The organism is Streptomyces sp. BK340, from assembly GCF_007827595.1.
In the GTDB taxonomy this organism is placed as follows: domain Bacteria; phylum Actinomycetota; class Actinomycetes; order Streptomycetales; family Streptomycetaceae; genus Streptomyces.
In genome coordinates, this window is sequence record NZ_VISR01000001.1 from 76,689 (window position 1) to 95,860 (window position 19,172).

Here is a 19,172-nt window from a genome sequence, read left to right on the forward strand (position 1 = left end):
CGGTCAGCCGCCGGAGATGCCGACCACCAGCCAGATGAAGGCCACGCCGGCCACCGTGCACAGCAGGGTGGAGCGGGCGGGGTGCTCGTGGTGGGCCTCGGGAAGGATCTCGGCCGCGGCGAGATAGAGCAGGACGCCGCCGAAGAGGCCGAGATAGCCGCCGAGCAGCGGTTCGGGGATGTGGAAGAACGCGGTCGACAGCGCGCCCACGACGGGTGCGAAGGCGTCGGCGACGAGCATGCCTATCGCCCGGCGCCGCGCGTTGCCGTACAGGCTCGTGATGGTGAAGGTGTTGAAGCCGTCGGCGAAGTCGTGCGCGATCACGGCGAGCGCGACGGAGGCACCCATGCCGCCGCCCACCTGGAAGGCCGCGCCGATCGCCACCCCGTCCATCGCGCTGTGGCCGACCATCGCGGCGGCGGCCGTCAGGCCCACCTCGGGCGCGCGGTGGTTGTGCTCGTCGCCCCCGTGCGACGCCTGGCGCGCCGCCAGGGTGCGCTCCACCAGGTGGGCCAGCAGGAAACCGGCCACGAACAGCAGCAGGGCCGCGGGTACGCCGAAGATCTCGCGGTCGGCGGCGCGCAGCGCCTCCGGCAGCAGGTCCAGGCCGACCACACCCAGCATCAGACCGCCGGCCAGGCCCAGGACCAGGTGGCGACGGTCGGTCACGCGCTGTGCCGTCCAGCCGCCGGCCAGCGTCATCAGGAACGCGCCGAGCGCGACAAAGACCGCCATAGGCCCTTGCTATCCGATGGAGGCGCCTTCGCGCACATCCGGCGTCTTCCACATGCTCCCAGACTCTGACATATCCCCTGATTTCGACTCGCACTCCCGCACGAGAGGACCCCTTCCCATGGCCGATGCCCCCACCGGCAAGGTGACGTTCGTCGGTGCCGGCCCCGGCGCCGCCGACCTGCTGACGTTCCGCGCCGCACGCGCGATCGCCGAGGCCGACGTGGTGATCTGGGCGGCGAGCCTGGTCCAGGCGGAGGTGCTCGAGCACGCGCGCGCGGACGCGGAGATCCTGGACTCGGCGACCATGTCCCTGGAGGACGTCGTGGCCGTCTACCGGCGGGCCCTGACCGAAGGCCTGAAGGTCGCGCGGATCCACTCCGGCGACCCGGCGCTGTGGGGCGGCACGCAGGAGCAGCTGGACCGGTGCGCCGAGATCGGGATCGAGACCGAGATCGTGCCGGGCGTCTCGTCCTTCTCCGCCGTCGCCGCCCTCGCACAGCGCGAGCTGACCATCCCGGAGGTCGCCCAGTCCGTGGTGCTGACCCGGCTCGGCGGCGGCAAGACGCCGATGCCGCCCGGCGAGGAGGTGCGCGAGTTTGCCCGGCACGGCACCACCATGGCGATCTTCCTGTCGGCGGCGCGCAGCGGCCAGCTGGTGCGGGAACTGCTGGAGGGCGGCTACCCGACGGACACCCCCGTGGTCATCGCCTACCAGGCGACCTGGCCGGAGGAGCTGGTCGTGAAGTGCACGATCGGCACGCTGGAGGAGACGGTCAAGGAGCACAGGCTCTGGAAGCACACGCTCTTCCTGGTCGGCCCGGCGCTGGACGCCCACGGGACGCGTTCGCACCTGTACCACCCCGGTCACTTCCACGGGTACCGCAAGGCGGACCCCGAGGCGCGGCGGGCGCTGCGCGAGCGGGGTGCGAACAGTTGATCACGGTCGTCGGTACGGGGACGGGGGCGCCGGTTCCCGCGGACGTCCTCACCGGTGCCGCTCTGGTCGTCGGCGGGCGGCGCCACCTGGACACCGTACGGCTGCCCGGGGGTGCGGAGCGGATCGTGCTCGGGCCGCTGGCGCCTGCCCTGGAGACGATCGCGGAGTACGTCGGCAAGGAGCTGCCGGTGGTCGTGCTGGCCTCCGGGGATCCCGGGTTCTTCGGGATCGTGCGGGTGCTGGCCGAGCGGTTCGGGACCGGGCTGCTGGACGTGCGGCCCGGGGTGTCGTCGGTGGCGACGGCGTTCGCGCGGATCGGGCTGCCGTGGGACGACGCGGTCGTGGTGAGCGCGCACGGCCGTGACCTGCGCACGGCCGTCAACGTGTGCCGGGCGCACCCGAAGGTGGCCGTGCTGACCGGGCCCGGTGCCGGGCCCGCCGAGATCGGCGCCGCGCTCGGCGACGGCCGGGTCCTCGTCGTGGCGAGCGCGCTCGGCGATCCGGAGCACGAGCGGGTGGAGCGGGTGACGCCCGCCGAGGCCGCGGCCCGGGACTGGGGTACGGCGGTGAGCGTGGTGCTGTGCCTGGACGAGACCCGGACGCCGGGCGGGCTGCGCACCGTCGCCGGGATGCCCGTTCAGCCGGACCGGTGGGCGCTGGACGAGAGCGACTTCGCACACCGCGACTCGATGATCACCAAGTTCGAGGTGCGGGCGCTGGCGCTGGCCCGGCTCGGGCCGCGCCTGGGCGACCTGGTGTGGGACGTCGGCGCGGGTTCGGGTTCGGTCGCCGTGGAGTGCGCGCGGCTCGGCGCGGCCGTCGTGGCCGTCGAGAAGAGCCCGGACGGGGTCGAGCGGATCCGTGCCAACGCGCGGGCGCACGGTGTCGACGTCCGTGTGGTGCACGGCTCGGCGCCGGACGCGCTGGCCGAACTCGACGATCCCGACGCGGTGTTCGTCGGCGGGGGCGGGCGTGAGTTGCCCGCCGTCGTCGGCGCGTGCGCGCGGCGGGCGCGGCGGACCGTCGTCGTCGCCCTGGCGGCGCTGGACCGGGTGCCGGCGGCGCGTCAGGCGCTGACGGGTGCCGGTTTCACCTGCGACGGGGTGCTGTTGCAGTCGTCGCGGCTGGCGCCGCTGCCGGGTGACGTGACCCGGCTCGCGGCGGCCAATCCCGTTTTCCTGCTGTGGGGCGTCAGAGCGCCAGCAACTAGCGAAGGAGTTGCTCATTGAATCCTCGCCCCCGCGAACGGGGGCGATTCCTGGCTCACGCTGCCCGTCGGCTCAATGAGCCGCCGAGTCTGACGCGATCGACACCAGCCGGGTTGAAACCAGCCCGGTATATGAAGTTGTTGGAGGTTACTGCTGTGCTGGCTTGGTTCTCGCTCAGCGATTCGCGACTCTACCAGTCACCATTCGGGGGCACCCGGTGATTGGACTCATTTCCACCACGGCGGCCGGAAAGGTCGCGCAGGACCGGCTGGCCGCGGCCTGGCCGGACCGTACGCGGGTGTACGACGGTCCCGTCGGGGAGGCCGTCCGGGCCGCGTTCGCGGAGTGCGGGCAGCTGGTGTGCTTCCTGGCGACGGGTGCGACGGTACGGCTGCTCGCGCCGCTGCTCGACGACAAGGCGGCGGACCCGGGTGTGGTGTGCGTGGACGAGGGCGGCCGCTTCGCGGTGTCGCTGGTCGGCGGGCACGGCGGCGGCGCCAACGAACTCGCCCGTGAGGTGGGTGCGTTGCTGGGCGCGGAGCCGGTGGTGACGACCGCGACGGACGCCGTGGGACTGCCGGGTCTCGACACCCTCGGGTTCCCGTTCGAGGGCTCGGTCGCCACGGTGTCCCGGGCTCTGCTGGACGGCGAACCCGTCGCCCTGGAGGCCGAGGTGCCGTGGCCGCTGCCCCCGCTGCCGACCTCGCCGCAGGGGTCGTACACCGTCCGGCTCACGGACCGCGCCGTCGAACCGGGCGAGCGCGAGGTGCTGCTCCGGCCGCCGTCCCTGGTGGTCGGGGTCGGCGCCGCCAAGGGAGCGCCGGTCGAGGAGGTGCTCGGGCTGGTCGAGGACGCGCTGCGGGAGGCGGGTCTGTCGCCGGAGTCGGTGGCCGAACTCGCCACCGTGGACGCCAAGTCGCAGGAGCCCGGCATCGTCGCGGCCGCCGGGCGGCTGGGGGTGCCACTGGTGACGTACCCGGCCGAGGAGCTGGCGGCCGTGCGGGTGCCCAACCCGTCGGACGCCCCGCTCGCGGCCGTCGGCACCCCGTCCGTCGCCGAGGCGGCGGCGCTGGTGCGCGGCGGTGAACTCCTCGTGCCCAAGCGGAAGTCCGAGCGTGCCGACGGGCAGCCGGCCATGGCGACCTGTGCCGTCGTACGACGCCCCGGGCGTGGGCGGCTCGCGGTGGTCGGGCTCGGCCCCGGCGCCCGGGACCTGCTCACCCCGCGCGCGGCGGCGGAGCTGCGGCGGGCGTCCGTGCTGGTGGGCCTCGACCAGTACGTCGACCAGATCAGGGACCTGCTGCGGCCCGGCACCCGGGTGCTGGAGTCGGGGCTCGGCGCCGAGGAGGAGCGGGCACGCACGGCGGTCGCCGAGGCCCGCAAGGGGCATGCGGTGGCGCTGATCGGCAGCGGGGACGCGGGTGTGTACGCCATGGCCTCCCCCGCGCTCGCCGAGGCGTCCGACGACATCGACGTGGTCGGTGTGCCCGGTGTGACGGCCGCGCTGGCCGCCGGGGCCGTCCTGGGTGCGCCGCTGGGCCACGACCACGTGTCGATCAGCCTGTCCGACCTGCACACGCCGTGGGAGGTCATCGAGCGGCGGGTGCGGGCTGCGGCCGAGGCGGACATCGTGGTCACCTTCTACAACCCGCGCTCCCGGGGCCGCGACTGGCAGCTGCCCACGGCGCTCGCGATCCTCGCCGGGCACCGGGAGCCGACGACGCCCGTCGGTGTCGTACGCAACGCCTCGCGGCCGGACGAGTCGAGCCGGCTGACGACGCTGGCCGCGCTCGACCCGGCGACGGTCGACATGATGACGGTCGTGACCGTGGGCAACACCGCGACCCGGGACATCGCGGGGCGCATGGTGACCCCGCGCGGCTACCGCTGGCAGGAGAGCACTCAGGTGAGCACGGAGGAGGGCGCCCGGTGAACCCCGTGGCCCGTGTGGTCCATCCCATCGAGCAGGAGTCCTTCCGCCGGCTGCGCGCCCGGCTGGACACCTCGCACTTCCCGCCGCTGACCCGGGCGGTGGTGGAGCGGGTCATCCACTCCGCCGCCGACCTGGAGTACGCGACCGACCTCGTCACGGACGAGAGCGACCTGGTGAAGGCGCATGCCGCGCTGCACGCCGGGGCGCCCGTCGTCGTGGACGTGGAGATGGTCGCGGCCGGCATCACCCGCCGGGAGACCGTGTGCCGGCTGAAGGACGCCGCGGCCGGGCCGGGTCTGACCCGTTCCGCCCACGCGATCCGGCTCGCGTACGAGGAGGTCGGGCCCGGCGCCCTGTGGGTGATCGGCTGTGCGCCGACCGCCCTGGAGGAGCTGCTGACCCTGGACGCCTCGCCCGCGCTCGTCATCGGCCTGCCCGTCGGCTTCGTCGGCGCGGCCGAGTCCAAGGAGGCGTTGCGGGCGAGCGGGCTGCCCGCCGTGAGCAACGTGTCCGAGAAGGGCGGCTCGGCGGTCGCCGCCGCCGCGCTCAACGCCCTGCTGTACCACCCGATTTCCACCGAGGAGAAGCCGTGACCACCCCGCCGCCCGCCCTGCTCATCGCCGGCCACGGCACCCGGGACGAGGCCGGAGCCGAGGCGTTCCGCGACTTCGTACGCGAACTGGGCCGCCGCCACCCCGAACTGCCCGTCGCGGGCGGTTTCATCGAGCTGTCCCCGCCGCCGCTGGGCGAGGCCGTCACCGACCTGGTCGAGCGAGGCGTGCGCCGGTTCGCTGCCGTGCCGCTGATGCTGGTGTCCGCCGGCCACGCCAAGGGAGACATCCCGGCCGCACTGGCCCGTGAGAAGGAGCGGCACCCCGGGATCTCGTACACCTACGGCCGCCCGCTCGGACCGCACCCGTCGCTGCTGAACGTGCTGGAGCGGCGGCTGGACGAGGCCCTCGGGGGCACGGCCCGTACGCCCGAGGACCGGGCCGGCGTGACCGTGCTGCTGGTGGGCCGGGGCTCCACCGACCCGGACGCCAACGCCGAGGTGTGCAAGGCGGCCCGGCTGCTGTGGGAGGGGCGCGGCTACGCCGGTGTGGAGACGGCGTTCGTGTCGCTGGCGGCGCCGGACGTGCCGAGCGGTCTCGACCGGTGCGCGAAGCTGGGAGCGAAGCGGATCGTCGTCCTCCCCTACTTCCTGTTCACCGGCATCCTGCCGGACCGGGTGCGGCAGCAGACCGAGGGCTGGGCGGCCGCGCACCCGGAGGTCGAGGTGCGCTCGGCGGACGTCATCGGGCCCGAGCCCGAACTGCTGGATCTGGTGATGGAGCGGTACGAGGAGGCCGTCAAGGGGGACCTCCGGATGAACTGCGACTCCTGCGTGTACCGGATCGCGCTGCCGGGCTTCGAGGACAAGGTGGGGCTGCCGCAGCAGCCGCACTTCCACCCGGACGACGACGGCCACCACCACGGGCACGGGCACCACCATCACGGGGGGCACACGCACAGCCATGCACACTGACGACACCGGGCACGATCTGCGGCATCACGGGGACGCCGAGGTCCGTGACGACGGGGCCGCGCTGGTCGACCTCGCGGTCAACGTCCGCGCGGACACGCCTCCGACGTGGCTGCGGGAGCGGATCGCCGGGTCGCTGTCGTCGCTCGCGGCCTACCCGGACGGGCGGGCCGCGCGGGCGGCGGTGGCGGCCCGGCACGGGCTGCCGGAGGAGCGGGTGCTGCTGACGGCCGGGGCGGCGGAGGCGTTCGTGCTGCTGGCGCGGGCGCTGAAGGTGCGCCGGCCGGTCGTCGTGCACCCGCAGTTCACGGAGCCGGAGGCGGCGCTGCGGGACGCGGGGCACACCGTGGACCGGGTGCTGCTGCGCGAGAGCGACGGCTTCCGGCTGGACCCGGCGGCCGTCCCCGAGGACGCCGACCTGGTCGTGATCGGGAACCCGACCAATCCGACGTCGGTCCTGCACCCGGCCGCCACGATCGCCGGACTCGCCCGCCCGGGGCGGACGCTGGTCGTCGACGAGGCGTTCATGGACGCAGTGCCCGGCGAGCGCGAGGCGCTGGCCGGGCGGACCGACGTACCCGGCCTGGTCGTGCTGCGCAGCCTGACCAAGACCTGGGGTCTGGCCGGGCTGCGCATCGGCTACGTACTGGCCGCACCGGAGACGATCGCCGAGCTGGAGCGGGCCCAGCCGCTGTGGCCGGTGTCGACACCGGCACTGGCCGCGGCGCAGGCGTGCGTGGCGCCGCGGGCACTGGCGGAGGCGGCACACGCGGCCCACCGGATCTCGGCGGACCGGGCCCATCTGGTGGCGGGGCTGTCCGCCTTCGCCGACCGGGGTGTGCGCGTGGCCGGCCCCGCCGAAGGACCGTTCGTGCTGGTGCATGTGCCGGACGCCGCCGCGGTACGCCGGCGACTGCGTGAGCTGGGATACGCGGTGCGGCGCGGGGACACGTTTCCCGGGCTCGGTGCGGAGTGGATACGGGTGGCTGTGCGGGACCGGGCCACGGTGAGCGGGTTCCTGCGGGCGCTGTCGGCTGTACTGCCGTAGTTCTCGTACTCGCCCGCCCGTCCCGGTCGGCACGGGAGGCGGTCAGAGAACGGCCGCCGCCGGGCCGTCATGGTGGTCGAGCCATGCCCTGCCCCATCCCTCGTTCCAGCTCCGGGCCGCCGACATCCTCCAGAGGTCTGTCCGCTCCGAACGGACTGCCCGCACTACCGTGCCCAGTTCGTCCCAGGTGAGCCGTGCCGCCGTCACGTCACTGCGCCTCACCTGTGCCCCGGTCAGGCCGGTGAGGGCGGACAGCAACGCGTCCACGTACATCGGGTCGGGGGTGCCTGCGGTGTCCGCCGGGCCCAACCCGGCCAGGGCCCCGTACTGCTCCGCCGCGGCGCGGAAGCCGTGTACCGCGACGCTGTGGCGGTGTCCTTTCGCGCCGGCCGCAGCGGGCTGCCGCAGCAGGCCGCGCCCGCAAGGGCGATCTGACTCCGGCCGCCGGGCCGGCAGCGCTCGTCGGCTGCTGTCGGCCCGGACCGGCTGTCACCCGCGCCGGCGCCGGGCCACCGTCACGGCTCCCCCGCCCACCAGCAGCAGCGCCAGCGCGCCGCCCGCGATGTACGGCGTCGTCGCGTTGCCGCCCGTCTCGGCCAGGTCGGCGCGGGCGCCCTGGGGCTTCACGTCGGTCGCCGGGTCGTGGTTCGGGGCCGAGTGTCCGGTGGGCGGGGCCATCGGGGACTCGCAGGTGGCCTTGGCCAGAGTGATCGTTCCTGCCACGTCGGCCACGTTGAGCTTCAGCGGGTTGACGGAGACCTTGAGTTCGAGGGCCGTCGCGGCCGCCGTGCGGGTCGTGGTCGTGTGCCGGGAGAGGTCGAGGCGGACCTCGCCGACGCCGGGCACCTTCACCTCGGTAGTGCCGCCCGCGGTCAGCGTGACGCGCTTGCCGAGGACCGTGACGGCGCCGAGGACGTCGACGGAGGCGACGGGCCGCTTGCCGACCGCGCAGGTCGCCTTCGCGGTGACCGTGCCGACCTCCAGGAGGGAGAGCAGGGGCAGGCCCGGGACGTGCACCTTGGCGTGGACGACGCGGACCGAGCCCTCGGCGAGCTTCTTGTCCACCGTGGCCCTCGCCGCGGCGACGTCCGCGCCGAGGACCGTGAACGGCTTGCCGCCGTTCACGCCGTCGAGCCGGGCTGAGAGCACGGTTCTGTCGGCGCTCCGGGGCGCCTGGACCTCGTTGAGGGTGACCGCGAGCGGGACGTTCACGGTCTTGTTGAGCAGGGACACGTCGAGCCCGGTGCGGAGCACGACGGCGGAGGCGCGACCGTGGCCGGTGGTCGCGTGCGCGGCGCCCGCGCCCAGGACCGCGGGACCTGCGGCCAGGGCGGTGACCGTCGCGACCGTGGCGAGACGGCGTGCGGGCATACGGAAGTTGTTGCTGTTCAAGGCGGTGGGACCCCCAGACGGAACTTGCTTGGGACCCGTCAACCTTGTACGCACTGTGGGTGAACGGTCAGCTATCCTGAGTCACTTCACTCAAACGTGGATATTCCGCACACCTCTTCGAATCACCGGGCACACGCGTTCCCTTACTCGACCACGGCCCCGTTGAGCACCACCCGGCGCGGCGCCGCCAGCACCCGTACGTCCGCCCGCGGGTCGGACTCGTACACCACCAGGTCCGCCGGTGCGCCCTCCTCCAGACCGGGGCGGCCCAGCCAGGCCCGGGCCCCCCAGCTGGTGGCCGACAGCGCCGCGACCGGCGGGATGCCCGCGGTGACGAGTTCGGCGACCTCGCCCGCCACCAGGCCGTGGGCCAGAGAGCCGCCCGCGTCCGTGCCGACGTACACCGGGACACCGGCGTCGTAGGCGCCGCGCACGGTGTCGTAGCGGCGCTCGTGCAGCCGGCGCATATGGGCCGACCAGCGCGGGTACTTGGTCTCGCCGCCCGCCGCGAGCTGCGGGAAGGTGGCGATGTTGACGAGGGTCGGGACGATCGCCACACCGCGCTCGGCGAAGAGCGGGATCAGGTCCTCGGTGAGGCCCGTGGCGTGCTCGATGCAGTCGATGCCCGCCTCCACCAGGTCGCGCAGCGAACTCTCGGCGAAGCAGTGCGCGGTGACGCGGGCGCCGAGCCGGTGGGCCTCGGCGATGGCCGCCTGCACCGCCTCGCGCGGCCAGCAGGCGGAGAGGTCACCGAGGTCGCGGTCGATCCAGTCGCCGACCAGCTTGACCCAGCCGTCGCCGCGCCGGGCCTCCTGCGCGACGTACGCGACGAGTTCGTCCGGCTCGATCTCGTGGGCGTAGTTCCTCATGTACCGGCGGGTGCGGGCGATGTGCCGGCCGGCCCGGATGATCTTCGGGAGGTCGTCGCGGTCGTCGACCCAGCGGGTGTCGGAGGGCGAGCCCGCGTCACGGATCAGCAGGGTGCCGGCCTCCCGGTCGGTCAGCGCCTGCTTCTCGGCGGTGTCCGCGTCCACCGGGCCGTGCGCGCCGAGTCCGACGTGACAGTGCGCGTCGACCAGCCCGGGCAGTGCCCAGCCCTCGACGGTCCGGACGTCACGGGCTCCGGCGGGGCGGTCGTAGCAGACGCGCCCGCCGACCACCCACAGCTCGTCGCGGACGTCCTCGGGGCCCACCAGGACCCGGCCCTTCACGTGCAGCACCGCGTGATCGCTCATGCACCGCACCTTAGTGAGCCGGGACCCGGTCCTGACAGTGACCTACGACTCGGCCTTGCCCGCCCGGTCCGGGGCCGCCTCCTCCACCTCGGCCATCGCCGGGTCGAGCAGACGGGAGAGGAAGTGGCGGGTGCGCTCGTGACGCGGGCTGCCGATGACCTGGTCGGGGCTGCCGTCCTCGACGATCACGCCGCCGTCCATGAAGACGACCCGGTCGGCGACCTCGCGGGCGAAGGTCATCTCGTGGGTGACGACCATCATGGTCATGCCCTCGGTGGCGAGCATGCGCATGACGGCGAGGACGTCGCCGACCAGCTCCGGGTCGAGCGCCGAGGTCGGCTCGTCGAAGAGCATCACCTCGGGGCCCATCGCCAGTGCGCGGGCGATGGCCACGCGCTGCTGCTGGCCGCCGGAGAGGGAGGACGGGTAGGCGTCCGCCTTCTCGGACAGGCCGACCCGGGCGAGGTTCTCGGCGGCGGTCCTCGCGGCCGCGGCCTTGTCCCGCTTGAGGACCCGGCGCTGCGGGAGCGTGAGGTTCTCGGTGACGGTCAGGTGCGGGAAGAGGTTGAACTGCTGGAAGACCATGCCGATGCGGCGGCGCGCGGCGTCGATGTCGACGTCCGGGTCGGTGATCTCGGTGCCGCCGACGAAGACCTGGCCCTGGGTGGGCTCCTCCAGGAGGTTCACACACCGCAGCAGCGTCGACTTGCCGGACCCGGAGGGGCCGATGACGCAGACGACCTCGCCCTGGCCGATCTCCAGGTCGATGCCGCGCAGGACGTGGTTGTCGCCGAAGGACTTGTGCAGGCCCTGGACGCGGATCTCCGGGCGGCTCATCGGATCGCCTCCTTGGAACCGGACTCCATGCGGCGCACGACGAAGCCGAGCGGGATGGTGATGAGCAGGTAGCACAGGCCCGCGACCAGGATCGGGGTGGAGTTGGCGGTCGTGCTGGCCAGGTCGTTGCCGAACTTGGACAGCTCGCGCTCCTCCAGGGTGACGCCGAGGAACAGCACCAGCGAGGAGTCCTTGAAGAGCAGGACCAGCTCGTTGGTCAGCGGCGGCAGGATGATCCGGAAGGCCTGCGGGATGATGATGGAGATCATGGCCCGGGTGGGCGAGAAGCCCAGGGAACGGGCCGCCTCCATCTGCCCCTTGGGCACCGCCTGGATTCCGGCGCGGATCGTCTCCGCCATGTACGCGGCGGAGACCAGGCCGAGGGCGACCGCGACCTTGCCGTAGGTGCCGCCGGGGTACTGGATGTCCGGGAAGGCCAGCGGCACGCCGACGCCGACGAAGATGAAGATCAGCAGGGCGGGCAGGCCGCGGAAGATCTCGATGTAGATGCCGGCGACCCAGCGGTACGGCCCCACGGAGGACAGCCGCATCAGGGCGACGACCATGCCGAGGGCGAGGCCCACGACGAAGCCGGACAGGGTGTACAGCACGGTGTTCTTGAGCGCCACCGTGATGACGTCCGGGAACATCTGCTCGGCGATGTGGGCCTGCGCGAACTGGTTCTTCAGCCGTCCCCAGTCCGCCGTGGCCGCGAACGCGGCCACGGCGGCGACGAAGACGGCGTACTGCGTCGCGCGCGAAAGCCTGCGCTTCTGGCGGCGCGTCAGGCCCGTCTTCCTCGGCTGGATCTGCGTGTCCGTCTCGGTCATGGGGTCAGGAGGCGGACGGCGAGGCGGCGGAGGGGTTGTACGGGCCGATCCACTGCTCGTAGAGCTTCTTGTAGGTGCCGTCGGCCTTGGCCTGCTTGAGCGCCTTGTTGATGGCCTCGCGCAGCGCGGTGTTGCCCTTCTTCACCGTGAAGCCGTACTGCTCACCGGTGTTGAGGTTGTCGACGACCTTGAAGGCGTCGGCGTTGGCCTTGTCCTTCAGCCAGCCCTGGACGACCGGGTAGTCGATGATGACGGCCTGGACCTGGCCGGTGCGCAGACCGTTGAGGACCGCGTCGGAGGAGTGGAAGGAGACCGGGTCGAAGCCCTTGCTCCTGGCGTAGTCCTCGCCGGTGGTCTGGGCCTGGGCGCCGAGCTTCCTGCTCTTGGCCTTGACGTCGGCGAGCGAGTTCACGCCGGCCTTCTTGTCGACGAGGACGGCCTGGGTGGCCTCGAAGTACGGGTCGGAGAAGTCGACGTTCTTCTTGCGCTCGGCGGTGATGGTCATGCCGGCGGCGGCGAGGTCGCACTGCCCGGAGTTGAGGAAGGCGCCGGTCTTGAAGTTCTCGAACGGCGTGTCGAGGATCTGCTGCTTGACGCCCAGGTCCTTGGCGACGAGGTCGATCAGGGAGACGTCGAAGCCCTGCACCTTGCCGTTGATCTCCGACTGGAACGGCGGGTACGGCAGGTGGGTGCAGGTGGTCAGCTGACCGGCCTTGACGAGGTGGACGCCCTTGACGGTGGTCTTGCCGCTCTCCGAGCCGCCGGAGGAGCAGCCGGCCACGAGCACGAGCCCGGCCGTCGCGGTGGTGGCGGCCAGGATGCGGGTCCGGCGTCCGAGGAGCGTTTTCATGGGGGATCTCCCTGTGGGGGAACTGTGGGTTCCGATTATAAGGAAGAGTTTGAGCCTCTCAAACCAAACCGATGGTTACGGAGCCTTTCGACTTAAGATCGATGGAGTCGCAGCCGTTGAGCGCCCCCCCGAACGAAGAGAGCAGCGCCGTGAGCCACCCCTTCCTCGATCTGCCCCCGCTGAGCGCCGGGCGGTTCGCCGCCGTCGAGGACCGGGTGGCCCGGCTGCTGGACACCCGGCAGGACGTCGTGATCACCCAGGGCGAGGCGCTGCTGCCGCTGGAGGGCGCCATCCGCGCGGCCGCCGGCCCCGGCACGACGGCACTGAACGTGATCACGGGCCCGTACGGCCGGACGTTCGGCGACTGGCTCCGGGACGCGGGCGCGACGGTGCACGACCTCTCGGTGCCCTTCCACACAGCGGTGACGGCCGAGCTGGTCCGGGAGGCCTTCGCCGCCCACCCGGAGATCGACTTCGTGTCCCTCGTCCACGCGGAGGCGGCGACCGGCAACACGAACCCGGTCGCGGAGATCGGCGAGGTGGTACGGGAGCACGGCGCGCTGTTCTACCTGGACGCGGTCGCCTCCGTCGGGGCGGAGCCGGTACTGCCGGACGCGTGGGGCGTGGACCTGTGCGTGATCGGCGCGCAGAAGGCGATGGGCGGCCCGGCGGGTGTGTCGGCGATCTCGGTGAGCGAGCGGGCGTGGGCCCGCATGGCGGCCAACCCGAACGCGCCGCGCCGCTCCTACCTCTCCCTCCTCGACTGGAAGGAGCGCTGGATCGACGGCGGCCGCAAGGCGCTGCTGCACGCACCCGCCCAGCTGGAGATGCTGGCGCTGGAGGCGTGCCTGGAGCGGATCGAGTCGGTGGGCCTCGGGACGGTGATGGCCCGGCACCGCGACGCCGCGCTGGCCGTGCGCGCCGGTGTGACGGCCCTCGGCGGAGGCCTGGAGCCGTACGTGCACGAGGCGAAGGACGCGGCGCCGGTGGCGACGACGCTGCGGACACGGGCGGGTGTGGTGGCCTCGGAGCTGGTGGCACGGGCGCTGGCGGCCGACCCGGCACTGCCGCTGGCCGCGGGTGGCGGGGCCCTGGCCAAGGAGATGATCCGGGTCAACCACTACGGCGCGGACGCCACGCCGGGCGCGGTGCGCAGCTGCCTCACGGCACTGGGCGCCGCACTGGCCGAGCGGGGGCTGGACGTGGACGTGCCGGGTGCCCTGCGGGCGGCCGAACGGGCCGAGCCGGCCGCGTGAACCCTCGGCTCCGGTGATGCGCATACCCCCCTTCACCTCCGCCCCGCCCCTCACCGCGCCGAATTCCCGCTCAATTCACACGACCCACATAAATTACGACTACTGCTTCCAGAATTCATTCGAGAGCAGCTTCCCGTATTCTCCTGCCCGCTTTTCGCAAGACTAAACAACAAGATTCCGTAGGGATTTCCGGGCTGTGACACACTCCACATCGGGGGCGTTTTGTCATAGTTTGATGCGGGATAACTCGGACATTTCTCCGGCCTCGGCGACCGCCTCGGCCAACCCTGCCGTGCAATTTTGAATTTGCCTCGCTAAATTCCTGCGGCATGACTGCCCGACCAGCAGACCTACTCATCGACCGACCGACGGTGTCCGACGGAGCCGCACTCTGGCGTCTCGCCAAGGAATCGAAAACCCTCGACCTGAACTCCTCGTACAGCTATCTGCTGTGGTGCCGGGACTTCGCCGGCACCTCGGTGGTGGCGCGCGGCGCGGACGGCGAGCCCGTCGGTTTCGTCACCGGGTACGTGCGGCCGGACCGCCCCGGCACCCTGCTCGTCTGGCAGGTCGCCGTCGACTCCGCCCACCGGGGTCTGGGCATCGCCGCCGCCCTGCTGGACGGGCTGACCGCCCGGCTCGCCGACGAGCTCGGCATCACCCGCGTCGAGACCACCATCACCCCCGGGAACACCGCCTCCGAGCGGCTGTTCACCTCGTTCGCCGCCCGTCACGGAGCGGACCTGACCCGCGAGGTGCTGTTCCCCGCCGACCTGTTCCCGGACGGCCCGCACGACCCCGAAGTGCTGTACCGCATCGGCCCGCTGACCCCCACCACGCACTGAGGAGCGATTCACAGTGACCATCACCCAGCCCGACCTCAGCGTCTTCGAGACAGTCGAGTCCGAGGTGCGCAGCTACTGCCGCGGCTGGCCCACCGTGTTCGACCGTGCGCAGGGCAGCCGGATGTACGACGAGGACGGCCACGCGTACCTCGACTTCTTCGCCGGGGCCGGCTCACTCAACTACGGCCACAACAACCCGGTCCTGAAACGGGCGTTGATCGACTATCTGTCCCGGGACGGCGTCACCCACGGCCTGGACATGTCGACCACGGCCAAGCGGAGCTTCCTGCAGACCTTCCAGAATCTGGTGCTGCGCCCGCGCGACCTGCCGTACAAGGTCATGTTCCCGGGCCCGACCGGCACCAACGCCGTCGAGTCCGCGCTGAAGCTCGCCCGGAAGGTGAAGGGGCGGGAGGCGATCGTGTCGTTCACGAACGCCTTCCACGGCATGTCGCTGGGCTCCCTCGCCGTCACCGGCAACGCCTTCAAGCGGGCCGGCGCCGGCATCCCGCTGGTGCACGGCACGCCGATGCCGTTCGACAACTACTTCGACGGCACGGTCCCGGACTTCCTGTGGTTCGAGCGGCTGCTGGAGGACCAGGGGTCCGGCCTCAACAAGCCCGCGGCCGTGATCGTGGAGACCGTGCAGGGCGAGGGCGGCATCAACGTCGCCCGCCCGGAGTGGCTGCGGGCGCTCGCCGAGCTGTGCGAGCGGCAGGACATGCTGCTCATCGTCGACGACATCCAGATGGGCTGCGGCCGTACGGGCGCGTTCTTCTCCTTCGAGGAGGCGGGCATCACACCCGACATCGTCACGGTGTCCAAGTCGATCAGCGGGTACGGACTGCCGATGTCGCTGTGCCTGTTCAAGCCCGAACTCGACGTCTGGGAGCCGGGCGAGCACAACGGCACCTTCCGCGGCAACAACCCCGCGTTCGTCACCGCCACCGCGGCCCTGGAGACGTACTGGACCGACGGCTCCGCGATGGAGAAGCAGACCCGCACCCGCGGCGAGCAGCTCGAACAGGCGCTGATCTCCATCACCGAGGAGAACCTCGCCGACGTGAAGGAGTACCGCGGGCGCGGTCTCGTCTGGGGCCTGGAGTTCCACGAGAAGGAACGGGCCGGGCGGGTCGCCCGGCGGGCCTTCGAACTCGGGCTGCTCATCGAGACGTCCGGCCCGGAGGGCGAGGTCGTCAAGCTGCTGCCCGCCCTCACCGTCAGCGCCGACGAACTGGACGAGGGGCTGAGCACCCTCGCCCGTGCCGTCCGGGAAACCATCTAGCAAGGAGGCTGTGCACCACCGTGATCGTCCGATCTTTCAAGGACATCGAAGGCACCGACCGGCATGTGCGGGCGAAGTCCGGCACCTGGGAGAGCAAGCGGATCGTCCTCGCCAAGGAGCGCGTCGGCTTCTCCCTGCACGAGACCGTCCTGTACGCCGGGACCGAGACGTCGATGTGGTACGCCAACCACATCGAGGCCGTCGTCTGCGTCGAGGGCGAGGCCGAACTCACCGACCGTGAGACCGGGAAGACGTACACGATCACTCCCGGCACCATGTACCTCCTCGACGGGCACGAGCGGCACACGCTGCGCGTCAAGGAGGACTTCCGCTGCATCTGCGTCTTCAACCCGCCCGTCACCGGACGGGAGGACCACGACGAGAACGGGGTCTATCCCCTGCTCACCGAGCCCGAGGAGGTGTGACTCCCATGACCGCCGGCACCGACCTGTACCCCAGCCGGGGCCCCGCCGAGGTGACCGTCCCCCGCCAGGACCCGGTCGTCTGGGGCTCCCCGGAGACGCCCGGCCCGATCGCGACCGCCGACCTCCAGTCGTACGAGCGTGACGGGTTCCTCGCCATCGACCAGCTGATCACCCCCGGCGAGGTCGAGGTCTACAAGGCCGAGCTGGACCGGCTGATCGCGGACCCGGCGACCCGGGCCGACGAGCGCTCGATCGTCGAACCGAAGTCGCAGGAGATCCGCTCCGTCTTCGAGGTGCACCGGATCAGCCAGGTGTTCGCGAACCTGGTCCGCGACGAGCGGGTGGTCGGCCGTGCCCGGCAGATCCTCGGCTCCGACGTCTACGTCCACCAGTCCCGGATCAACGTCAAGCCGGGCTTCGGGGCGAGCGGCTTCTACTGGCACTCGGACTTCGAGACCTGGCACGCCGAGGACGGTCTGCCGAACATGCGCACGGTGTCCGTCTCGATCGCGCTGACCGAGAACCACGACACCAACGGCGGCCTGATGATCATGCCGGGCTCGCACCGGACGTTCCTGGGCTGCGCCGGGGCCACGCCCGAGGACAACTACAAGAAGTCGCTGCAGATGCAGGACGCGGGCACCCCGTCCGACGAGGCGCTGACCAAGATGGCGAGCGAGTACGGCATCCGGCTGTTCACCGGCAGGGCCGGCTCGGCGACCTGGTTCGACTGCAACTGCATGCACGGGTCCGGCGACAACATCACGCCGTTCCCGCGCAGCAACGTCTTCATCGTGTTCAACAGCGTGGAGAACGCGGCGGTGGAGCCGTTCGCCGCGCCGGTGCGCCGCCCCGAGTTCATTGGCGCACGGGACTTCACGCCGGTGAAGTAACCCCCGAGAGCACCGGGCCGGGGCCTCCTCGTGTGGGACGGGAGGTCCCGGTCCGGTCGTGTCAGCCGGACAGCGCGTCCAGCAGGCGGTCCACGTCCGCGGACGTGTTGAACAGGTGGAAGGACGCGCGCAGGTTGCCCGCGCGGTCGGAGACCTCGATGCCGGCACGGCTCAGCCCGGGCTGGCGGCCGCCGAGCCCGGGGACCGAGACGATCGCCGATCCGGGGGCGGACACCGGTGCGTGGCCGAGAGTGGCGAGCCCGGCCCGGAACCGCTCGGCGAGGGCCACGTCGTGGGCGTGGACGGCGGCCACGCCGAGTTCCTCGATGAGTTCGAGGGAGCGGCGCAGCCCGGCGTAGGTGAACAGGGCGTGGGTGAGGTCGAACCGCCGGGCGGAGTGGGCGAGTTCGCCGACCGGCCCGTAGCAGCTGTCCCACGGCCGCTCGGCCGCGACCCAGCCCGCGAGCAGCGGGGTGAGGCCGCCGAGGTCCTCGGGGACCGTGAGGAAGGCAGCGCCGTGCGGGCCGAGCAGCCACTTGAAGGAGACCGTGGCGGTGAAGTCGTAGGCGTCCGCGTCCATCGGCAGCCAGCCGGCGGCCTGGGAGAAGTCGACGTAGGTGCGCGCCCCGTGCGCGCGGGCGGCCTCCCGCAGAGCGGCAAGGTCGGCCACGCGGCCGTCGGCGGACTGGGCGGCGCTCACCGCGACCAGCGCGGTGTCCGGGCGGACGGACTCGGCGACGCGCTCCAGCGGCACCGCGCGGACCTTGAGGTCGCCGCGGACGTGGAAGGGGTTCAGCACGGAGGTGAAGTCGTCCTCGGCGGTGAGGACTTCGGCCCCGGCGGGCAGCGAGGCGGCGATCACGCCGGAGTGCGCGGCGACCGAGGCGCCCGCCGCGACCCGGGTGACCGGGACTCCGGCGATCCGGGCGTATGCGGCCCGGCAGGCCTCGACGTCCTCGAACAGCGGGGTCAGCGGACGGCCCTCGGCCCGCAGCAGCGCCGCCTCGTGGAGGGCGGCGACGGTACGGGCCGGCAGCAGGCCGTTGCTGGCCGTGTTGAGGTAGGTGGTCTTCGGGGTGAACTCGGCGCGGACGAGGCTCTCGAACGTCTCCGTGGTCTCCATGGGTCCACTCTGCGGCCGGATGAAGTCGTAGTCCATTGCCGATTTTTACGTGGATCCGCTTAGCGGCGCTTATACGTCCGCGCCGACCTGCGGTTTCTCAGTGCTGCGGAACCGCGCACCCGTCCGGGCCGCAGGCTTCGGCGTCACCCTGATCGACCAGCTTCAGCGGGGAGCGCTCGCCCCAGGCCTGGGTGAGCGCCTGGGTGAAGACCTCGGCGGGCTGGGCGCCGGAGACGCCGTACGTGCGGTCCAGGACGAAGAAGGGGACGCCGTTCGCGCCGAGCTGGGCGGCCTCGCGCTCGTCGGCGCGGACCTCGTCGGCGTACGCGTCCGGGTCGGCGAGCACCGTGCGGGCGGCCTCGGCGTCCAGTCCGGCCTCGGCGGCCAGCTCCACCAGGCGCTCGTCGCCCTCGGTGAACACGGACCGCTCCTCGGCGAAGTTCGCCCGGTACAGGATCTGGATCAGCTCGTCCTGCCTGCCCCGCTCCTTGGCGAAGTGCAGCAGACGGTGCATGTCGAAGGTGTTGCCGTGGTCGCGGTCCCGGGTGCGGTAGTCCAGGCCCTCCGCGGCGGCCTGGGTGCCCAGGTTGTCCTCGCCGGCCTGGGCCTGCGCCTCGCTCATGCCGTACTTCCTGGTGAGCATGGTGATCACCGGCTGGACGTCGCCCTTGGCGCGGCCCGGGTCCAGCTCGAAGGAGCGGTGCACCACCTCGACGTCGTCGCGGTGCGGGAAGGCAGCCAGCGCCTTCTCGAAGCGGGCCTTGCCCACGTAGCACCAGGGGCAGGCGATGTCGCTCCAGATCTCGACGCGCATGTCT

20 protein-coding genes are annotated in these 19,172 nt (G+C 72.1%); 11 read left to right on the top strand and 9 right to left on the bottom strand.

What is annotated here, in order from left to right; all coding sequences use genetic code 11:
• Nucleotides 1-3: 3 nt before the first annotated feature.
• On the bottom strand, nucleotides 4-735 hold the full coding sequence (locus tag FB157_RS00385) for a ZIP family metal transporter (RefSeq protein ID WP_145874770.1): 732 nt from the start codon (nucleotides 733-735) through the stop codon (nucleotides 4-6).
• 118 nt (nucleotides 736-853) lie between these two features.
• Here FB157_RS00385 and cobM point away from each other — a divergent pair, with 118 nt between their 5' ends.
• From cobM to cobC, 6 genes are all read left to right on the top strand, one after another.
• A complete protein-coding gene (gene cobM / locus FB157_RS00390; protein ID WP_145874772.1) occupies nucleotides 854-1,672 on the top strand; it encodes a precorrin-4 C(11)-methyltransferase in 819 nt (272 codons plus the stop codon).
• Nucleotides 1,669-2,901 (top strand): precorrin-6y C5,15-methyltransferase (decarboxylating) subunit CbiE, encoded by a 1,233-nt coding sequence (gene cbiE, locus FB157_RS00395; protein ID WP_145874774.1) that lies wholly within the window; start codon nucleotides 1,669-1,671, stop codon nucleotides 2,899-2,901. Before cobM ends, cbiE begins: the two co-directional genes overlap by 4 nt.
• 196 nt (nucleotides 2,902-3,097) lie before the next feature.
• Nucleotides 3,098-4,813, top strand: a complete 1,716-nt coding sequence (gene cobJ, locus FB157_RS00400; RefSeq protein WP_145874775.1) for a precorrin-3B C(17)-methyltransferase — start codon at nucleotides 3,098-3,100, stop codon at nucleotides 4,811-4,813.
• Nucleotides 4,814-4,818: 5 nt separating this feature from the next.
• Complete coding sequence (locus FB157_RS00405; protein ID WP_145875651.1) at nucleotides 4,819-5,406, top strand: precorrin-8X methylmutase; 588 nt, start codon at nucleotides 4,819-4,821, stop codon at nucleotides 5,404-5,406.
• Nucleotides 5,403-6,338, top strand: coding sequence for a sirohydrochlorin chelatase (locus tag FB157_RS00410; RefSeq protein ID WP_145874776.1), 936 nt, complete (start codon nucleotides 5,403-5,405; stop codon nucleotides 6,336-6,338). The genes FB157_RS00405 and FB157_RS00410 overlap by 4 nt, the downstream gene beginning before the upstream one ends.
• Nucleotides 6,328-7,383, top strand: coding sequence for an Rv2231c family pyridoxal phosphate-dependent protein CobC (gene cobC, locus FB157_RS00415; RefSeq protein WP_145874778.1), 1,056 nt, complete (start codon nucleotides 6,328-6,330; stop codon nucleotides 7,381-7,383). Before FB157_RS00410 ends, cobC begins: the two co-directional genes overlap by 11 nt.
• A 42-nt stretch (nucleotides 7,384-7,425) precedes the next feature.
• Here cobC and FB157_RS00420 read toward each other — a convergent pair whose 3' ends face one another.
• The 6 genes from FB157_RS00420 to FB157_RS00445 all read right to left on the bottom strand — a co-directional run bounded on the left by FB157_RS00420 (nucleotide 7,426) and on the right by FB157_RS00445 (nucleotide 12,527).
• The gene (locus FB157_RS00420) at nucleotides 7,426-7,692 is read right to left on the bottom strand and encodes a hypothetical protein (RefSeq protein WP_222440911.1); all 267 of its coding nucleotides are present in this window, start codon (nucleotides 7,690-7,692) and stop codon (nucleotides 7,426-7,428) included.
• A 180-nt stretch (nucleotides 7,693-7,872) separates the two neighbouring features.
• Nucleotides 7,873-8,775, bottom strand: a complete 903-nt coding sequence (locus tag FB157_RS00425) for an SCO1860 family LAETG-anchored protein (protein ID WP_145874781.1) — start codon at nucleotides 8,773-8,775, stop codon at nucleotides 7,873-7,875.
• A gap of 143 nt (nucleotides 8,776-8,918) precedes the next feature.
• A complete protein-coding gene (locus tag FB157_RS00430) occupies nucleotides 8,919-10,010 on the bottom strand; it encodes an amidohydrolase family protein (protein WP_145874783.1) in 1,092 nt (363 codons plus the stop codon).
• Between the two features lie 42 nt (nucleotides 10,011-10,052).
• Nucleotides 10,053-10,847, bottom strand: coding sequence for an amino acid ABC transporter ATP-binding protein (locus FB157_RS00435; protein ID WP_145874784.1), 795 nt, complete (start codon nucleotides 10,845-10,847; stop codon nucleotides 10,053-10,055).
• Nucleotides 10,844-11,677, bottom strand: a complete 834-nt coding sequence (locus FB157_RS00440) for an amino acid ABC transporter permease (protein ID WP_145874785.1) — start codon at nucleotides 11,675-11,677, stop codon at nucleotides 10,844-10,846. Before FB157_RS00440 ends, FB157_RS00435 begins: the two co-directional genes overlap by 4 nt.
• A gap of 4 nt (nucleotides 11,678-11,681) precedes the next feature.
• Nucleotides 11,682-12,527 carry a transporter substrate-binding domain-containing protein gene (locus FB157_RS00445; protein WP_145874787.1) on the bottom strand — a complete coding sequence of 282 codons (846 nt, stop codon included), beginning with the start codon at nucleotides 12,525-12,527 and terminating at the stop codon, nucleotides 11,682-11,684.
• 149 nt (nucleotides 12,528-12,676) lie between these two features.
• Here FB157_RS00445 and FB157_RS00450 point away from each other — a divergent pair, with 149 nt between their 5' ends.
• From FB157_RS00450 to thpD, 5 genes are all read left to right on the top strand, one after another.
• Nucleotides 12,677-13,783: an alanine--glyoxylate aminotransferase family protein gene (locus FB157_RS00450; protein ID WP_145875653.1), complete on the top strand. Its 1,107-nt coding sequence runs from the start codon at nucleotides 12,677-12,679 to the stop codon at nucleotides 13,781-13,783.
• Between the two features lie 329 nt (nucleotides 13,784-14,112).
• Entirely contained in the window at nucleotides 14,113-14,628 is a 516-nt protein-coding gene (gene ectA, locus FB157_RS00455) for a diaminobutyrate acetyltransferase (RefSeq protein WP_145874789.1), read from the top strand.
• 13 nt (nucleotides 14,629-14,641) lie between these two features.
• Nucleotides 14,642-15,913: a diaminobutyrate--2-oxoglutarate transaminase gene (gene ectB / locus FB157_RS00460; protein WP_145874790.1), complete on the top strand. Its 1,272-nt coding sequence runs from the start codon at nucleotides 14,642-14,644 to the stop codon at nucleotides 15,911-15,913.
• 20 nt (nucleotides 15,914-15,933) lie between these two features.
• Nucleotides 15,934-16,338, top strand: coding sequence for an ectoine synthase (locus tag FB157_RS00465; protein ID WP_145874792.1), 405 nt, complete (start codon nucleotides 15,934-15,936; stop codon nucleotides 16,336-16,338).
• A 5-nt stretch (nucleotides 16,339-16,343) separates the two neighbouring features.
• Nucleotides 16,344-17,231 carry an ectoine hydroxylase gene (thpD, locus tag FB157_RS00470; protein WP_145874794.1) on the top strand — a complete coding sequence of 296 codons (888 nt, stop codon included), beginning with the start codon at nucleotides 16,344-16,346 and terminating at the stop codon, nucleotides 17,229-17,231.
• 61 nt (nucleotides 17,232-17,292) lie between these two features.
• On the opposite strand, the gene FB157_RS00475 is transcribed toward thpD, so the two are convergent.
• Nucleotides 17,293-18,354: an aminotransferase class V-fold PLP-dependent enzyme gene (locus tag FB157_RS00475; protein ID WP_145874796.1), complete on the bottom strand. Its 1,062-nt coding sequence runs from the start codon at nucleotides 18,352-18,354 to the stop codon at nucleotides 17,293-17,295.
• Nucleotides 18,355-18,451: 97 nt separating this feature from the next.
• Complete coding sequence (locus FB157_RS00480) at nucleotides 18,452-19,168, bottom strand: DsbA family oxidoreductase (protein WP_145874798.1); 717 nt, start codon at nucleotides 19,166-19,168, stop codon at nucleotides 18,452-18,454.
• Nucleotides 19,169-19,172 lie beyond the last annotated feature (4 nt).

What these genes read in the sequence shown, in the direction of transcription:
- FB157_RS00480 (WP_145874798.1), bottom strand. Translation starts at nt 19,168, where the DNA reads ATGCGCGTCGAGATCTGGAGCGACATCGCCTGCCCCTGGTGCTACGTG.
- cobM (WP_145874772.1), top strand. Translation starts at nt 854, where the DNA reads ATGGCCGATGCCCCCACCGGCAAGGTGACGTTCGTCGGTGCCGGCCCC.
- FB157_RS00445 (WP_145874787.1), bottom strand. Translation starts at nt 12,527, where the DNA reads ATGAAAACGCTCCTCGGACGCCGGACCCGCATCCTGGCCGCCACCACC.
- cobC (WP_145874778.1), top strand. Translation starts at nt 6,328, where the DNA reads ATGCACACTGACGACACCGGGCACGATCTGCGGCATCACGGGGACGCC.
- FB157_RS00475 (WP_145874796.1), bottom strand. Translation starts at nt 18,354, where the DNA reads ATGGAGACCACGGAGACGTTCGAGAGCCTCGTCCGCGCCGAGTTCACC.
- ectA (WP_145874789.1), top strand. Translation starts at nt 14,113, where the DNA reads ATGACTGCCCGACCAGCAGACCTACTCATCGACCGACCGACGGTGTCC.
- FB157_RS00435 (WP_145874784.1), bottom strand. Translation starts at nt 10,847, where the DNA reads ATGAGCCGCCCGGAGATCCGCGTCCAGGGCCTGCACAAGTCCTTCGGC.
- FB157_RS00385 (WP_145874770.1), bottom strand. Translation starts at nt 735, where the DNA reads ATGGCGGTCTTTGTCGCGCTCGGCGCGTTCCTGATGACGCTGGCCGGC.
- FB157_RS00440 (WP_145874785.1), bottom strand. Translation starts at nt 11,677, where the DNA reads ATGACCGAGACGGACACGCAGATCCAGCCGAGGAAGACGGGCCTGACG.
- FB157_RS00430 (WP_145874783.1), bottom strand. Translation starts at nt 10,010, where the DNA reads ATGAGCGATCACGCGGTGCTGCACGTGAAGGGCCGGGTCCTGGTGGGC.
- thpD (WP_145874794.1), top strand. Translation starts at nt 16,344, where the DNA reads ATGACCGCCGGCACCGACCTGTACCCCAGCCGGGGCCCCGCCGAGGTG.